Raw genomic sequence first — 14,752 nt, forward strand, 5'->3', positions numbered from 1 at the left:
CAAATTTGTTTGTACCATACAAATGGTGGTGTATCCTATAAAAATACGTGGTATGGGTTATTATTGCAAGGTCATTTTAATCACAAGAAAATATGGACTTATATTTAACCGGAAAAACGGCATTGGTAACCGGGGCCTCTAAAGGAATTGGCCGAGCAATAGCAAAAGAGCTGGCAAAAGAAGGGGTAAAAGTTTTTGCCACAGGCCGCAACCAACAATCATTAGATAACCTTTTCACTGAGATTGTCGCCGAAGGCAGCCCCGCTCCCATTGTTTTTGCACAAGACCTATTGGCGTCCGACGCACCTTACAAAATTGCCACTGCAGCCTTAGCTTCACTTGGCCATATCGACATCCTCATCAATAATGCAGGGCAAAGTCAGCCTGTAGATGTTGCAGGTCAGGAAGAACCCTGGACCAGATCGATGGCTTTAGATTTTGAGCGGCCCAGACTACTCACGCAAGCGTTATTACCACATTTCATAGACCGGAAACAAGGCACAATACTTAATCTGACCAGTACTTACGAATTACGCTCCCTAAATGTTTCTGCGGTGGCCAAGGCGGCAGTGGCCATGTGGTCGAAACAACTTGCCGGTGAGTTGGGCAAATATGGAATCAGGGTAAACTGTTTGCAACCGGGACTTATCGACACTGAAAACATCAGGCCTTATTTCCCTGGCGATGAGCGCCGGAAATATGCAGAAAGTGAAATTCCTTTGCAAGATTTTGGTGAAGTGCAGGATATGGCAAATATGGCTGTTTTCCTGGTTTCGCCACGGGCCAAATATGTAACAGGAACGGTTTCGGTGGTAGATGGCGGAGCAAGGCGTTCGGCATTCTGATACTTACTATTAAACAGGAAATAAGAGAATCAATCAGTTTATCGAATTTACGATGAAGCAGTTTATAAACGATCAAAGCCCACAGAAAAAATGAGTCTATATAACTTTCACTGTTTCAAAACATAATTACAGTAGAACTGTAAGACTACCACTAAATTGCTTACAGTCTGGAGCTAAATTGATTACATAAAAATAAACACCTGCAGGTAGTGCTGTGCCATTCATCTTTCCATCAAAAGATTTTTGATAACCTTCAGAGGTAAAAACCACATTGCCATTTCTGTTAAAAACTTTCACACTTGCCTTAGGATATTGATTAATATTTTTGATTTGCCATATATCATTAATCCCGTCATCGTTAGGACTAATTGAACTGGGAATCTCTATTGTCTTTTCAGAAAATATAACAGGTACAGCAGCCCTTTCACTTTCACATGTTCCATTTGCCAAACTAATGAAGAAAGTAGAAGACCTTGATATTTTCAATTTAAAAATACCCGTTTCATTACTGGCCAATAAATTTCCATTTGTAGCTTTATCATACAGATTAAAGACTCCTGAAGTGGCGGCACTAGCCCTGATCATACCATCACCTTCTGCGCAAAGCAAAGATGGGCTTACAATAGGCGGACTGATGACTTCTCCTAAATTGGAAATTGTAAAACTGAGGCTTTGTTCAGAACAAACGGAGTTACTATTATCTGTTATGGTTAAAGTGTAAATACCTTTCTTAACATTGTTTAATTCAGCTTTTGTAGATATAATTTCATGATCAGCATTTCTCCAAACATATTGATAGGGAACAATACCACCCTGAATAGAAATATTTGTAATAGACCCTACCCCCATTCCACAACGATCATCCATAATATTTGCACTTTCAGCATCAATTAAAAGCGGAATAATCTTTTTAATTACATAGGAATTATAAAAACTCTCGCATCCATTTTCATCTTGTAGATAAAGCTGATAATTTCCTTCACTTAAATTTAAAATTTCATTATTATCACCAATTTGTGCTCCTGCCTCATTTAACCACTTAAATCTGACCGCCCCCTGGTAACCTGAGACATTTACTTTAATTGCACCATTGTTCAAATTACAGGTTGCAGGCGTAACCGCAAATGGAAAATCGGGATAAGCTACGGGACTTTGTCGGATGATGTTAAAAGTACGATTAGCTGTACAGTACCCATTACTAACTATTAAGGTATATTTTCCCGCAGCCAAATTTTCGAGTTCAGGCTTATCCCCTACCAATGCACCAGATCCGTTAATCCATTTAAAGTTAAAATTGGCATCTGAAGATGTAATAACAAGTTTTTTAATATAACCGTCATCTGCCATACAGCTCGCATTTTGTATGTCTGCTGTTTGATCGCTTATGGTTATTGCATTTAATATCGGAATATCAAAATCGTAGAACGCCGCTCCACAAGTACCTTCATCACTTACCTCAAGATAATACTTTCCCCCAGGTACATTAGTTAGTTCACTATCTCGGCTGATTATTTTTCCTTCTCCATCCTTCCAAACCAGTTTAATTTTACCCACACCTGAAACAATAATATTTGTAATGCTCCCATTTGCGCTACCACAACCAGCTTTAGTAACATTAACCTTATCATTGTCTATTGAAGGCACACCCTTAGCCAGAATTTCGAAAGGACCAAAAATTGCGGAGCAGTCATCAGAAGTTAGTACCTGTAATGTGTATTTCCCACTTTTCACGTTGCTCAGGGTTAAACTGTTTCCTTTTACTTCTCCCTTTTCATTTATCCATTTCAGTGATTTTGTGGTAAAATCACTTTGGTTAGATATAAAAAGATTTTTAATTCCGCCGTCTGATTGATTACAATTTTCAGGACTAATAGACATAATGCCCGTAAAAAGCTGAGGCTGCCCGTCTTTTACTTGATAGGATAAAGTTTGTGTTTTACAGGTGGTACCTAAAAATGCCTGAAAGGTGTATATATCAGGTTTAACATTTATTAGTTCTTCTGTATTTCCTACAAAATTACCCTTACTATCTTGCCACTGTATGCGTGTTGCCCCCTGAACTTTTAAACCTTTAATGGATCCATTGGCCAGGCCGCAACTGGTATTTTTAACAATAACATTTCCAGCCAGAAAGCTGAGGCCAAGGAATTTAGATGTCCGGTTATTTATGCTAGCTGACGCGGTAAAACCGATATCAGAAGGAATAGTGATACTCCAGTTACCTGATGCATCGGCCGTAGTAGTTGCGGCATAAGCTTTAGCTTCACATTGCATACATTCGCCATCGGTATATACTTCAATTTCAGCATTAGGAGTAGCCGTACCAATCAGCGTTCCATTACTATAACTTGTGATGCTTATCACCGGAAGCTCTACCTTGCTATTTTCAGGTTTATAAACAATGCTCTGTGCAGTACAATAAATCGAATTTCTCTGCAAAAGGATATCACCACAATTATTTGCATAAACACCTGGTCCAAATCCTCCATATTTGTTGTTGGCCAATGTATTTGCCTGTGCTCCATCCTTTCCACCGATCAATACGTTATTGCAAGCATCGAAATTAAGCAAAGAATGCGCATAAGAACCTTGGGCATTTAGCGCACCTACACCGAAGCTATTCCCCTGTATAAGCATTGTAACCGATATATCCTTAAAACTGAAACCGGCACTCATCGAAGTAAAATTATTAAGTAGTTCTACTCTTTTGAAATTTTGAATGTTATGCGGTTCTGATAAACCACCTTTAAGCAGCTCATCGCCAAAAACATTATTTTTAATCACGCAGATTTCACCTCTTTGCTGCGCACTTTGTGTAGATGGATCAATACCGGTAATCAGCATGCCATTGTAAATATATCCACACTGATTGCCTTCTGCCTTGGTATCACCCCCTATTACAATATTATCACATTGATAAAACCTTAACATAGAACCAAATGCAGTTCCCAATAATTCGGTACGTTCCGGATTGAAGGCAAACCAATTGTTTGAAACTTTGATTTTATTGCACTTGAACATATTAATATTCACATCGATGTTACCATATACATTTCCTTTATTTGGCGCCCCTATAATAATATTTTCGCAATTATTGAGAGAGATTGGAGTAGACGATCTTGAGGCTCCATTGGCAAAAAAAGAAAAGTAAAAGCCGTAGATTTCCAGATTCTTTAAATTCGTGCCTAAAAAACCAATCGGAGTTATATTAGAAATGTAGGATATACTGGTTTTCATCGTTACTTTTGCGCTAGATAAGCCTAGTCCAGGTCCAGATAAAGTTGTGGCATCGATTACTAAGTTTGACGAAAGTATTAATGGGCTCTCTATACTAATCAGAGCCGGCAGATTGGTGATATTGAAATAAATATAGTCTGTTTCGGCAATACCGTTAGCTGCCGCCATTTGCAGCGCTTCCCTTAATGAACCTGTCCCGCTGTCTCCATTACTGCTAACAGTGAAAACAGCAGCTCTTAAAACATACGAATACAAAACAAAAAGTAACAGAAGAGCGATAATCTTTCGCATGTTTAATAAGAAAATTTAGATGTGCAAATATATAAAACCTGTAGAGTTTAACATAACTGTCTATGCAATGAGTTTGCAAAGCATTCACTAAGGTAATTATTTGAACAACGAGTTCTTAAATGGAGCTTTCCTGTAAAAAAGTTTTCCACATCTGTGAAGTCCAAAATCCGATTTTGTCTATAATCATACTTTAAACTGTTTAAACCTATTTTTTATGCTACGGGTACAAAAAGTGCTTAAATTTTGATTTTAGGCACATTTAACTAAATTTGAAATATACCAAATCCAAGTTTATGTATCAATTAACAGTACCTGCAGATCGCGTTAACGAATCGTTAAGTAAGCACATTTTGGCCGATGGTTTCGACCTGACTTATGATATGGAAAAGAGTCATGGTGCTTACATTTACGATGCTAAACACAACAGAACTTTACTCGATTTTTTTACCTGTTTCGCATCAGTTCCTTTAGGTTATAACCACCCTAAAATGATCAATGATGAAGCGTTTAAAAAGAATCTTTTCCTCGCGGCTTTGGCCAACCCATCTAACTCTGATGTGTACACGCAGCAATATGCACAGTTTGTTGAAACATTCTCTAAAGTTGGTATTCCTGATTATCTGCCCCATGCTTTTTTTATTGCAGGGGGCGGTTTGGCCGTAGAAAACGCAATTAAGGTAGCCATGGACTGGAAAGTTCAAAAAAACTTTGCAAAAGGATACACTGAAGAAAAAGGTTTTAAAGTTTTACACTTCGAAAGGGCTTTTCATGGCAGAACGGGTTATACTTTAAGCTTAACGAATACGCTACCCGATAAAACCAAATGGTTTGCGAAATTCGATTGGCCAAGGGTTGCTGTTCCGGAAGTTAAATTTCCACTTTCAGGAAATAATTTAAGTCATGCCATTCAAACCGAAGAAACATCTTTAGCTCAGATCAAAAAAGCATTCGCTGATAATAAAGATGATATCTGCGCCATCATTGTAGAACCCATACAATCTGAAGGTGGCGATAACCACCTGCGGGAAGAGTTTTTAATTCAAATCAAGGCCCTGGCGGATGAAAATGATGCTTTCCTGATTTATGATGAAGTGCAAACCGGCGTTGGTTTAACCGGTAAATTCTGGTGCCACCAACATTTTAGCGAAAAAGCGAGGCCCGATATTTTGGCTTTTGGTAAAAAAATGCAGGTTTGCGGCATCCTCGTTGGCCATAAAGTAGATGAAGTTGAAACCAATGTATTTAAAGTGCCGAGCCGGATTAACTCTACCTGGGGCGGTAATCTGGTGGATATGGTCCGTTCGACACAGATTTTACAGATAGTAGAGGAAGATCAGCTATGTGAGAATGCTACAAAAATAGGTTTGTATTTAAAAGATCAACTCGAAAATCTATCGCACAGGTTCGATCAAATGACCAATGTGCGTGGAAGAGGTTTGTTATGTTCTTTTGATTTCCCTACCAAAGAAATGCGCAATACATTTATTGCTAAAGGATTGGAAAACAATGTGATGTTTTTGGGCTGTGGAGAGAAAACCATTCGCTTTCGCCCGGCACTTTGCATTGAGCAAAAACATATTGACGAAGGCTTGACGGTTATGGATAAAATATTGCCTTTATTGTAGGCATGAATAGAAAATTGTTAGTTTATTTTGTAGTTGCAGGGGTTTTAATACTGATCTTTTTCATGGTTAAAGATGTTTTTGATCAGCCTGGAATTGAGGATATGAAAGCTGGTTTTAAAGAAATTGCAAAGTATAGAAACGCAAATAACACTGGCCCTGTACAACGGATTTACATCTTAACAGTTAAAGATTCGGTATGGAAAGAAATGGAAGATTATGGCAATTTAATGCCCCATACCAAATACGGCAATACAAAAGTTTACTTCTTCATGCAAAGCGAAAATGTTCCAAAAACATTGCAGCCTGGAGCAGTAAATTTTGACCCACAGTTTAACAAAGCCTGCATTGCCTTATATGAAAAAAGTGCAATGAGTCAGGTAGCATTTAATAAACATCCTTTTTAACAGAAGGTAAAATCTGGGAAGTTAATTGCCTAAAGGTTAATGCTTATTGATTTGGAAATGAAGGATCCGGTGCATTTGGCATCTTCAGTCCCGCTTTTGTTTCTGCCGATGCTAAGCTAGTGCCGATTTATCGGTATAGAATCGGCATTCACGACAATCGGATTTATAAACAAAGTTAGTTCCCGGAGAACCAGCCCTTCTTCAATAAACCTGACAGCAGCGAAATCCTTTTTGCTTGCAGCAACCCTTAGTATGTTAGCACTACAAAACCGCAAAAAGATTGTAGCGAATGGCAGGACTACAGTACCTATGAAATACTGACAATCATTTCCAAATCCTAAAATTTCATTATTTATTGTCCGCATGAGCCTTCGACTATGCTTAGACGGACAAACTATTTTAAAATTAAACAAAAGCAGAAAAACCTGTTATGGCCCGCCCTACAATCAGCGTATTAATTTCTTTTGTGCCCTCATACGAATAAATTGCTTCTGCATCCGCCACGAAACGTGCTACATTATACTCGAGCAAAATACCATTCCCACCCATCACTTCTCTTGCCCTGCTCACCACATCGCGTGTTCTTAACGAACAGAATACTTTAGCTAAAGAGGCATGTTCATCTTTCAACAAACCCTGATCCTGTAATTGCGACAAGCGAAAACAGAGCGTTTGCATCGCCGTTAAGTTCGACAGCATTTCGACCAGGTGGTTTTGGATTAATTGAAAAGAAGCTATAGGTTTCCCAAACTGTTTTCGTGTACGGGTATAATCCAAAGCATTTTCATAGGCTCCGCGGGCACAGCCAACCGCCTGCCAGGCGACACCTGCCCTTGTCATTTGTAATACCTTGGCCGTATCTTTAAATGAATTTGCATTTTGCAGGCGATCAGCTTCTTCAACTTCGCAATTGGTTAATGTAATAATGCCATTCTGCACAATCCGCAAGGCCATTTTATCCTGCATTTTTTCTACGGCAAAACCAGGATTATCTTTTTTTACAATAAAGCCTTTCACTTCGCCACTTTCTTCGTCTCGTGCCCAAATAATTAAAATATCGGCGAAAGTAGCGTTACCAATCCATTTTTTCTGTCCATTCAATATCCATTTGCCATCAACTTTTTTACAGGTGGTGGTTAAGCCTCCAGCTGCTGCCGAACCCACTTCAGGTTCCGTTAACCCAAATGCACCAATAATTTTAAATTGCTGCATTATCGGCAGCCATTGCTGTTTTTGTTCCTCTGAGCCACATAAATAGATTGATCCCATGGCGAGGCCACTCTGTACACCAAAAAATGTAGAAATGGAGGTATCAATCCGCGCCATTTCCATTGCTAAAATCCCTTCCATTAAATTCGATTTCCCCGGACAGCCATAACCTTTGTAGGTTAAACCACAAATATTGAGTTCGGCAAGTTTTGGAATGATTTCGAAAGGGAATTCTGCCTTGTTCCAGTAATGGTTAACAATGGGTTTTACTTCCTTCTCTAGAAAGGCACGTACCTTTAACTGAAGCTCACGATCTTCATCTTTTAACGCCTCATCGCCCAAATGGTAGAAATCGCCTTCAATTGGCGGTAATTCTTTCTTTTCACCCGATCCACCCATCATTTTCATCATCCCCTGAATTTGTTTATCATCCAGGTTGGATATGGTCTCGACCATTTTGGGTAAATCGACTTTTTTCGATAAAGCCTCTAATTTATCGAAATCAACATGTTTGAAAAGATTGTACGCGTTTTTGAGAGAAGAGAATATATTCGCCATTATTATTCGTTTTGAGAATAACAAACGAAGCGCAGTTTTGTTGGGCTGTTTTTTTCCCACCACCTAAGGCACCTGAGATCATCTGAGCAATTTAAAATAGTGCACCGCCTAAGGTGTTCTCAGGTGGTTAATCCTTTACCTCAAATCAAATAAACTATCAACACCCAGCAATTTCCGGGAAGTAAAGCCTTCGCCAAAAGTGGAACCAATGCTTTTACCGAATTCCCTGGCACGGCCAATCACACTTTCGAAAAACTCCGGCGACGAAATATAAGTTTGCAATCCATCCACCTCAGGGTTATAAAACTGTGTTTTAAAAGCCTTAATAGATTCAATTTTCTTATCTATATGATCAGATATATCCACAATAATATCAGGTTTTAAGTATCTATCCTGAATGTATTGCAATAATAATCGTGGGCGATGTGCTTCCTGCTGAACACCATCAATTGAAGTTTCTATTTTTGGTAAGCCTGATAAAAAAACAGAATCGTAAACCAGATCGCCTGCTCTTCCATGATCAGGGTGACGGTCTTCTAAAGCATTGCTTAAAATAATTTCGGGTTGATATTTCCTGATGGCTTTAATCACTTCCAAACGGTGAAACTCATCATTCTGAAAAAAGCCATCCCTCAATCTTAAATTTTCACGGGCATGTAAACCTAAAATTTCCGCCGAGGCTGCTGCTTCTTCATCTCTTGTTTCTGCTGTACCTCGTGTACCCAGTTCGCCTCTGGTTAAATCTACAATTCCAACTTTTTTACCAAGGGCAATATGTTTTAAAATAGTACCTGAACAGCAAAGCTCTGCGTCATCAGGATGCACGGCTATAACTAAAATATCTAACTTCATGATGTAATTATTGGGCATTTTGGTTCAGCAGTTGCTGAATTTTCTTTTTAATTTTCGAACTTAATGGCTTGGTGAAGGGTAAAAAATAATCTTCCAGCTCGCCATTTCTGTTCACGATATATTTATGAAAGTTCCAACGGGGTTTCGAACTTAATTTTGTGTTTTGCTTTTTCTCACTCAGGAATTGATAAAGCGGATGGGCATGTGCGCCCCGAACCATAATCTTATCAAAAACAGGAAATTTTACACCATGGTTAACCTCGCAAAAAGAGGAGATATCAGCACCGTTTAGTGGTTCCTGTTTTCCAAAATCGTTCGTAGGGAAACCCAGGATTTCAAAATCAGGACTATTAATTTCGTCTTTAAGCTGCTGTAATTCCTTTAATTGCGGCGTAAAACCACATTCTGATGCGGTATTTACAATTAAAATAACCTTGTTCCGGTAGGCTGATAACGGCTGTTCTTCGCCATTAATTTTCTTAACCTTAAATGAATAAATATTCGGAATGCGTTCCTGCATTATATGTTATTGATAAAATCCTGAAGTGCGGATAATGGATTCGATATCCCTATCCTCATTCGGATCGTAAGTGCTTTTTAAATTATGTCCTACCACGCGGGCCACAATCTGATACGAAAATGCAGCAAAACCACCTTTGGTTTGCTTCACAATATCGTATGTTGTTCTACCCACTTCTCTGTCGATCAGTTTCGTTAAAATCTGACCTTGTGTAATCGTTAATTCTTTGATTTCGCGGTTAAACATGTCTTTAATTTCTTTATCACATTGCTTAACCAGTTGTTTTTGTTCCTTTTTCTCTGGGGTCCGGGCTAAATCCTGCTCCAGTTGCTCGTACCTGCGTTTAGCAAACAATGCATATGGCATTACTTTTAATACGTTATACCTTAGGCGATTATATGCAGCTTGTTCTGCCGGCGATTTCCAGATTCTGGCGGCATAAATAGATACATCGTTAAGCTGCATCCACGGAATCATTACACCATTATCGTTTGTTGAGGCTACTCTTATTGTATCGCTTTTACCCAATTTAGGAAATATTGGTGCCGCAGGATCCTGAGCTCGTAGCGAAATGCTACAAATCATTACAATACAAAGAAAAAAGAGCCCTTTAATTTTCATAAATTTATACTTTTACAAAGTTAGGTGTTATTTCATATATTAGTTGTTTCACAAAACTAATATAAGTTTTATTCATAAATAAGACGCAATTTTTACGCAAAAAATACAAATGAAAACAGAGTTAGTGATTGATTTAGAGGCGGAAAAGCAAGAAATTCTAAAAAGATATAGGGCATTATTACGGGCAAGCAAATCTACTTTACAGAAGGGCGATAAAAAAGAAATCAGGAAAGCTTTTGATATGGCATTGGAAAGCCATAAAGATATGCGCCGAAAATCTGGCGAACCCTATATTTACCATCCTATTGCGGTGGCGCAGATTGCTGCTGAAGAAATCGGACTTGGAACAACTTCTATTGTATGTGCCTTATTGCACGATGTGGTAGAAGACACCGATATCACTTTAGAAGATATTGAACGTGAATTTGGCAAAAAAACCGCCAAAATTATCGACGGGTTGACCAAGATTTCTGGCGTTTTCGATACCAATAGCTCTTTGCAGGCCGAGAATTTCCGTAAAATGCTGCTTACCCTGGCTGATGATGTAAGGGTGATCCTCATCAAACTTGCCGATCGTTTGCATAACATGCGTACCATGGATTTTATGCCCCGCCACAAGCAGCTTAAAATCGCTTCAGAAACCATTTACCTGTATGCACCACTGGCCCATCGCCTGGGCTTATATGCCATAAAATCAGAGCTGGAAGATCTTTCGATGAAATATCTCGACCCTGATACTTACAAATTCATCGCAAAAAAATTAAACGAGAAAAAGGCAGAACGTGCGCTTTTCATCAAAAAATTCGTAGAACCAATTGACGAGATTGTTCACGAACAGGGTTTAGTGGCTGATGTTTATGGCAGACCAAAATCAATCCACTCCATCTGGAATAAGATGAAAAAGAAAAATATTCCTTTCGAAGAGGTTTATGATCTTTTTGCCATCCGGATTATTTTGGATTCGGCACCAGAAAATGAAAAAGCTGATTGCTGGAAAGCATATTCTATTGTAACCGATTTATACCGCCCAAATCCAGATCGTTTACGCGATTGGGTTTCTTCACCAAAAGGAAATGGCTACGAAAGTTTGCATACCACGGTAATGGGACCCCGCGGGCAATGGGTTGAGGTACAGATCCGTACACAACGTATGAACGAAATTGCCGAGAAAGGTTTTGCGGCACACTGGAAATATAAAGAATCGAGTAACGATAATGGATTAGATCAGTGGATCCAGAAAGTTCGTGAAATGCTGAGCAATCCTGAAGCCAATGCTTTAGATTTCCTGGATGATTTCAAAATGAACCTTTTCTCGGATGAGATTTTTATTTTCACGCCAAAAGGTGCTTTGATCCAATTGCCTTTAGGTGCTACCGCATTAGATTTTGCTTTCGAAATCCATACCGATGTAGGCGCTACCTGTATCGGCGCAAAAGTGAACCACAAACTCGTTCCTATTTCGTACAAGCTGCAAAATGGCGATCAGGTCGAAATTATCACCTCAAGCAAACAAACTCCTAAAGAAGACTGGCTGAATGTAGTGGTTACTGCTAAAGCTAAATCAAAAATTAAGTCATCTTTAAAGGAAGAAAAGCGGAAAATTGCCGAAAATGGCAAGGAAATCTTAGAAAGGAAGCTGAAATCATTAAAAATCACCTACAATACCGATAATTTACAAAAGCTGAGTTATTTCTTTAAACTGCCTTCTACCCAAGAACTTTTTGTAAATGTTGCATTAGGAAAAATCGAACTGAAAGATATAAAAGAATATCTATCCAGCGAGAAAGAAGTAGAAAATCGCGGACCAGAACGTCCTGAAAACCTTTCAGTTGACGGAATTAAGAGTAAAATTAAAGGTGGAGAATCTGATATTTTACTGATCGGCGAAGACATGCAGCGCATTGATTATACCTTGGCCGCCTGTTGCAACCCTATACCAGGCGATGATGTTTTTGGATTTATCACTGTGAGTGAAGGCATAAAGATACACCGCACCAACTGCCCTAATGCGGCACAATTAATGGCCAATTATGGTTATCGGGTAGTCAAAGCCAAATGGAACAAACAACAGGAATTAACTTTCTTAACTGGTTTACGCATTGTAGGTATTGATGACGTTGGCTTAATCAACAACATTACCAGGGTTATTTCTACCGACTTTAAAGTAAATATGAGATCGATTACGGTTGATACCAATGAAGGAATTTTTGATGGTTCGATTATGATTTTTGTAAACGATACCGAACACCTGGAAAACCTGATTAAAAATTTATTAAAAGTGAGAGGTGTTACAGGCGTAACGCGGTTTGATGCATAGTTAGTCCGAAAGTCGGAAGTCCGGAGTCAGAAGTCTAGATGCTAAGTTACACGCTATTTGCAAATTGAACTTCGGACAGCCGTCTTCCGACCTCCGACTTATTACAACATTTCAACAATCAAACGCTATAACAATCAAACAATTTACCTACCTTTGAATGGAGTTTAAAAACTATGTCAGAACAAAAAACAAATGAGCTCGTTCGCAAGATTTTTGAGGCTTATTTAGAAAACAAAAATCTACGTAAAACACCAGAGCGTTTCGCGATACTGGAAGAGATCTATTCAAGAAACGATCACTTTGATGTAGAAACCCTTTATATCCACATGAAAAACCAAAAGTACCGCGTAAGTCGTGCTACGGTTTACAACACATTGGAGTTATTGGTTTCATGCGATTTAGTTACCAAGCACCAGTTTGGTAAAAACATGGCACAATTCGAAAAATCTTATGGTTACCGCCAGCACGATCACGTAATTTGTATCGAATGTGGTAAAGTAGTAGAATTCTGCGATCCCCGAATCCACCAGATCCAAACCATGGTTGGTGATCTTTTAAAATTTGATGTTAAACACCATTCGTTAAACCTTTATGGCTTCTGCTCTGATTGCAGTATGGCCAGAAAAGTAAGCGAAAGTGCAGTAACAGCCGAAAAAATTGAACAAAATTAAATCATAATACAAATAAAACCAGCTTAATTTATTAAATAATGACGCAAGTAGATGTACTTCTCGGCCTGCAATGGGGTGATGAAGGAAAGGGAAAAATCGTTGATGTACTAAGTCCAAAATATGATCTTATTGCCCGTTTTCAGGGTGGCCCAAATGCCGGACATACTTTAGAGTTCGATGGCAAAAAATTCGTTTTAAACACTATCCCTTCAGGAATTTTTAACGAAAAAACCATGAACCTGATTGGTAATGGTGTAGTAATCGACCCTATTATCCTAAAAAGAGAGTTAGATAATTTAAAAAAAGCTGGTCATGATCCTGTTGCCGATGGCAAACTGGTAATTGCCCGTAAAGCACACTTAATTTTACCAACCCACCAATTATTGGATGCTGCTAACGAAGCACGCATGGGTAAAAATAAAATTGGATCAACTTTAAAAGGTATCGGTCCAACTTATATGGATAAAACCGGCCGTAACGGTTTACGTGTTGGCGATACTACCCTACCTGATTTCAAAGAGCGTTATGCTAAATTGGTAGAAAAACACACTGAAATTCTTTCGCATTACGAAGGTTTCGAATATGAACTGGCTGAGAAAGAAGCATCATTCTTCGAAGCAATCGAATTCTTAAAAACCATTCCTCACGTTGATAGCGAACATTATGTAAATGGTTTCTTAAAAGAAGGAAAAGCGGTTTTAGCAGAAGGTGCACAGGGAACATTACTGGATGTAGATTTCGGTTCATATCCTTTCGTAACCTCAAGTAACACGACCACTGCTGGTGCCTGTACTGGTTTGGGTATTGCACCTAATAAAGTCGGTGCTGTTTATGGTATCTTCAAAGCCTATTGCACACGCGTTGGTGGCGGTCCTTTCCCTACCGAATTAGATAATGAAGTTGGCGAAAATTTACGCGCTTTAGGTCACGAGTTTGGTGCAACTACAGGTCGCGCACGTCGTTGTGGCTGGATTGATCTTCCTGCTTTAAAATATGCCATCATGTTAAACGGTGTAACCGAGTTAATTATGATGAAAGCTGACGTGCTGGATACTTTCGATACCATTTATGCTTGTACCCACTATGAATATAATGGAGAAACGATTGATTACATGCCGTATGACATCATTTCTATCGAACCAAAACCAGTATTAAAAGCCATTGATGGTTGGGCTACCGATGTAACTAAAATTACTTCTGTGGATGAAATTCCAGCTAAATTAACTGATTATATTGCCTTCTTAGAAAAAGAATTAGAAGTGCCAATCAAATTCCTTTCTGTAGGACCAGATAGGGCACAAACTTTAGAGTTACGTTAATAATACTCAGTTCGTAATGCTGAATTTATTTCAGCATCTATATTGTTCGTTAACTAATAGTCCCTGAAATAAATTCAGGGTGAAGACCAGAAAAAAAGCAACCTGCAAGGGTTGCTTTTTTTTGTTTAGTTAATTATCATAAAAAAATCGTCATCTCGACCGTAGCAAAGCGAAGCGGAGAGATCTGCCTAACAGATTTCTCCACTCCGCTCGAAATGACGATCGCCCGATAAAAAAATTAATTTCTTACAATTATCAATGCTATTTTTACCTTTGCCGCAGC

At 38.8% G+C, this 14,752-nt stretch carries 11 protein-coding genes; 6 read left to right on the forward strand and 5 right to left on the reverse strand.

All coding sequences use genetic code 11. The features are described from left to right. Nucleotides 1-92 precede the first annotated feature (92 nt). Nucleotides 93-845, forward strand: a complete 753-nt coding sequence (locus AC04QZ_RS08220) for an SDR family NAD(P)-dependent oxidoreductase (protein WP_478357364.1) — start codon at nucleotides 93-95, stop codon at nucleotides 843-845. Between the two features lie 126 nt (nucleotides 846-971). Here AC04QZ_RS08220 and AC04QZ_RS08225 read toward each other — a convergent pair whose 3' ends face one another. Further along, complete coding sequence (locus tag AC04QZ_RS08225; protein ID WP_478357365.1) at nucleotides 972-4,373, reverse strand: gliding motility-associated C-terminal domain-containing protein; 3,402 nt, start codon at nucleotides 4,371-4,373, stop codon at nucleotides 972-974. A gap of 293 nt (nucleotides 4,374-4,666) precedes the next feature. On the opposite strand from AC04QZ_RS08225, the gene lat reads away from it, so the two are divergent. Next, the gene (lat, locus tag AC04QZ_RS08230; RefSeq protein ID WP_478357366.1) at nucleotides 4,667-5,998 is read left to right on the forward strand and encodes an L-lysine 6-transaminase; all 1,332 of its coding nucleotides are present in this window, start codon (nucleotides 4,667-4,669) and stop codon (nucleotides 5,996-5,998) included. A 2-nt stretch (nucleotides 5,999-6,000) separates the two neighbouring features. Then, nucleotides 6,001-6,402: a hypothetical protein gene (locus AC04QZ_RS08235; RefSeq protein WP_478357367.1), complete on the forward strand. Its 402-nt coding sequence runs from the start codon at nucleotides 6,001-6,003 to the stop codon at nucleotides 6,400-6,402. A 405-nt stretch (nucleotides 6,403-6,807) separates the two neighbouring features. Here AC04QZ_RS08235 and AC04QZ_RS08240 read toward each other — a convergent pair whose 3' ends face one another. The 4 genes from AC04QZ_RS08240 to AC04QZ_RS08255 all read right to left on the reverse strand — a co-directional run bounded on the left by AC04QZ_RS08240 (nucleotide 6,808) and on the right by AC04QZ_RS08255 (nucleotide 10,162). After that, nucleotides 6,808-8,169: an acyl-CoA dehydrogenase family protein gene (locus AC04QZ_RS08240; protein ID WP_478357368.1), complete on the reverse strand. Its 1,362-nt coding sequence runs from the start codon at nucleotides 8,167-8,169 to the stop codon at nucleotides 6,808-6,810. A 135-nt stretch (nucleotides 8,170-8,304) separates the two neighbouring features. Next, nucleotides 8,305-9,021, reverse strand: coding sequence for a bacillithiol biosynthesis deacetylase BshB1 (gene bshB1 / locus AC04QZ_RS08245; protein WP_478357369.1), 717 nt, complete (start codon nucleotides 9,019-9,021; stop codon nucleotides 8,305-8,307). A gap of 7 nt (nucleotides 9,022-9,028) precedes the next feature. After that, on the reverse strand, nucleotides 9,029-9,541 hold the full coding sequence (locus AC04QZ_RS08250; RefSeq protein WP_086547341.1) for a glutathione peroxidase: 513 nt from the start codon (nucleotides 9,539-9,541) through the stop codon (nucleotides 9,029-9,031). 6 nt (nucleotides 9,542-9,547) lie between these two features. Next, nucleotides 9,548-10,162: a DUF4294 domain-containing protein gene (locus AC04QZ_RS08255; protein ID WP_086547342.1), complete on the reverse strand. Its 615-nt coding sequence runs from the start codon at nucleotides 10,160-10,162 to the stop codon at nucleotides 9,548-9,550. A gap of 109 nt (nucleotides 10,163-10,271) precedes the next feature. Between AC04QZ_RS08255 and AC04QZ_RS08260 the strand changes: the two genes are divergently transcribed. From AC04QZ_RS08260 to AC04QZ_RS08270, 3 genes are all read left to right on the forward strand, one after another. Next, nucleotides 10,272-12,479, forward strand: coding sequence for a RelA/SpoT family protein (locus tag AC04QZ_RS08260; RefSeq protein ID WP_055906427.1), 2,208 nt, complete (start codon nucleotides 10,272-10,274; stop codon nucleotides 12,477-12,479). A gap of 173 nt (nucleotides 12,480-12,652) precedes the next feature. Further along, complete coding sequence (locus AC04QZ_RS08265; protein WP_086547343.1) at nucleotides 12,653-13,150, forward strand: Fur family transcriptional regulator; 498 nt, start codon at nucleotides 12,653-12,655, stop codon at nucleotides 13,148-13,150. Between the two features lie 38 nt (nucleotides 13,151-13,188). Next, the gene (locus AC04QZ_RS08270; protein ID WP_057933642.1) at nucleotides 13,189-14,469 is read left to right on the forward strand and encodes an adenylosuccinate synthase; all 1,281 of its coding nucleotides are present in this window, start codon (nucleotides 13,189-13,191) and stop codon (nucleotides 14,467-14,469) included. Nucleotides 14,470-14,752: the final 283 nt, after the last annotated feature.

The sequence above is a fragment of the Pedobacter folensis genome (assembly GCF_056490665.1).